The sequence below is a fragment of the Nocardia nova genome, assembly GCF_002933465.1.
In the GTDB taxonomy this organism is placed as follows: Bacteria; Actinomycetota; Actinomycetes; order Mycobacteriales; family Mycobacteriaceae; genus Nocardia; species Nocardia nova_B.
Genome location: NZ_PSZE01000080.1, coordinates 1 through 2,298 on the forward strand (window position 1 = coordinate 1; position 2,298 = coordinate 2,298).

General features: G+C 65.4%; 3 protein-coding genes. All 3 read right to left on the reverse strand.

Going from position 1 to position 2,298, the window contains the following annotated elements:
• Positions 1 to 722, reverse strand: a 722-nt coding sequence (locus C5E41_RS32875) for an AMP-binding protein (protein ID WP_146097791.1), incomplete at its 3' end; no start/stop codon positions are given.
• A 43-nt stretch (positions 723 to 765) separates the two neighbouring features.
• The gene (locus tag C5E41_RS32880; RefSeq protein WP_104379548.1) at positions 766 to 1,284 is read right to left on the reverse strand and encodes an aromatic-ring-hydroxylating dioxygenase subunit beta; all 519 of its coding nucleotides are present in this window, start codon (positions 1,282 to 1,284) and stop codon (positions 766 to 768) included.
• A gap of 3 nt (positions 1,285 to 1,287) precedes the next feature.
• Positions 1,288 to 2,298: SRPBCC family protein (locus C5E41_RS32885; RefSeq protein WP_104379549.1), on the reverse strand; the 1,011-nt coding region annotated here is incomplete at its 5' end.

Genomic DNA, 2,298 nt, shown 5'->3' on the forward strand with positions numbered 1-2,298 from the left:
TCGTCGATGACGGCCTGCGGGTCGAACTTGCGGTGGATCACCATCGTCTGGCCCAGATAGGTCCACGACAGGGTGCGCACACTGCCCCCGGCGGTGAAGAACGGCGTGGTCGCCAGGAAGACGTCGGACCGATTGCTCTCGGTGACCAGCGTCGTGTCGATCGCTTGGGCCAGCAGGTTGCGGTGGGTGTTCACCACGCCCTTGGCGCGCCCGGTGGTGCCACTGGTGTAGAGAATGTTCAAGATGGCGTCGGGGTGCAGATCCGCGGGTGCGGGGTCGACGGGTGCGGCCTGCGCCAGGGCGGTCTCGTAGTCCAGGCGCCCGCTCGCGCCCGGCGCCTCGGCCCCGATCTCGAGCACGGTGTCGAGAGCACCGAGTTCGGCGCCGAACCGCTGCACCTGTTCGGTGTGGATCACCGCGGCCCGCGCCGAGCAGTCGTCGCGCAGATAGGCGAGTTCGTCGGGTGCGAGCCGGATGTTGACCGGTACCACGACGAGCCCGGCCTTGGCGATCGCGAAGACGATCTCGGGCCATTCGGCGCAGTTGCGGGCAATCACGAGAACTCGGTCACCGGTGACCAGTCCTTGCCCACGCAAGTGGTTCGCCAGTCGCCGAGCGCGTTCGTCGACCTGCGACCACGTGCGCACGCAGTCGGATTCGACGACCGCGGCCTTGTCGGGATATCGGCGGGCATTGTTGGCAGGGATATCGCCTACGAGCACTGTTCCTCGCAAATGTGTTGTGGCTCAGCGAGATATCGGAGCACTAGATGAGAAAGGCCAGGGTTTCGACGGGGCCGGCGGCGTTGACGAGGTGGACGGTCTTGGCGACCAGTCGCAGGCCCTCGTCGGTCCGGCGGATCCGGTGCACGACGCGCCCGGCCCAGATCCGCTGGGTATAGCGGTATTCGAACAGCGCGAAATTCGACGCAACCGTCACCACACCGTCCGATTCGTCGGCGACCTCCATATTGGAGAGAATCCGGCGCATCACCGAGGGGGGTGTCTGCGAATGCCGGTGGCCGGTATTCAACTGCGCCACACGACTTTTGATGCGGCGGCGGTTGTCGTGGATATAGGCCAGATTGACCGCCGGATCGTCCTCCGGGCGCATCGGGACCCAGTAGAGCGCGTCGTCGGCCCACAGCGCTTCCCATTCGGAATAGCGGGCCTCGTCGGCCAGGCGCGCCTCCAGATAGAGGAATGCCTCGATCTCCGGATCGGGCACGGGCAACGGTTGCGGGGCCGCGATCGAGGTGTCAGCAGAAGCCTGCGCGGTGGTCATGATCTAGATCTCCTGTCCGACGACGGCCGCCCACTGCCGGTAGAAACCGCGCTGCGGGGTCTCGGCGCTCTTGTCGCTGTTGACGATTCCGGTCTCGTCCTCGGTATCGGTTTCGATGCCGCGAGCCAGCACCAGCCAATCCGGCTTGCGGGCGGCCAGCCCGGCCTGATTGCGCATGCCGATTTCGCCGTCGTCGGCGATCAGGAATCCCGACGGCCCCATCGCACCCTCCGCACGCCGGAGCATGCGCTGATTCATCTCCTGCTGTCCCGGGAACAGCGCGGCGGTCGTATAGGCGATCGTCTCGTCGGGCGCGATCGGCTCGACGTACATGATGTTCATCTCGGCGAGGAACAGATTCGGCCAGATCAGCGTGTGCGGCGGCCCGACCACCAGCGAGTCGTGGGTCTTCTCGGGGCCGTAGGCCGACTCCAGGTCGGCGATGTACTTCGGCAGCTTGGCGCGTGGAATCCGTCCGTACCAGACGAATTCCTCGTCGAGCTTGCGGTATTCGGCCGAGTAGTCGATTTCGGAATGCCCGTTGCCCATATCGCGGACCACGACGTCGACCTTGGTGGGGATGTGGGAGACCTTGGCCGGGCGGATCGCGTCGTAGACCGAGGCGTGGGTGAACAGGGCGTGGTAGCCGTCGACGTTGTTCTCCACCACCATCTTCCAGTTGGCCCGGTGATGGTGCTTCATCCAGTTGGCGCGCAGATCGATGGTTCCGGTCGGCGACAACGCCAGCAGGCGGTCGATCGCGGTGGTCGCTCGCCCGAGGTGTTCGATCAGCGAAATACCTTCGGCGGCGAGGGAAGCGAAGATGAAACCGCGGTAACTTTCGACCCGCGGTGCCTCCGAGAGCCCCAGTTCGGAACGGACCTGCCGGAAGGTCTCGCCGTAGCCCTCCCGCATCGGAACCGCACTCAGGGCACCAGTGTTGCTGAAGGTCCAGCCGTGATAGGGGCAGCGGAACGAGGTCGCGCTGCCCTTCTCGGCATTGCACAGCTTGTT

What these genes read in the sequence shown, in the direction of transcription:
- C5E41_RS32880 (WP_104379548.1), bottom strand. Translation starts at nt 1,284, where the DNA reads ATGACCACCGCGCAGGCTTCTGCTGACACCTCGATCGCGGCCCCGCAA.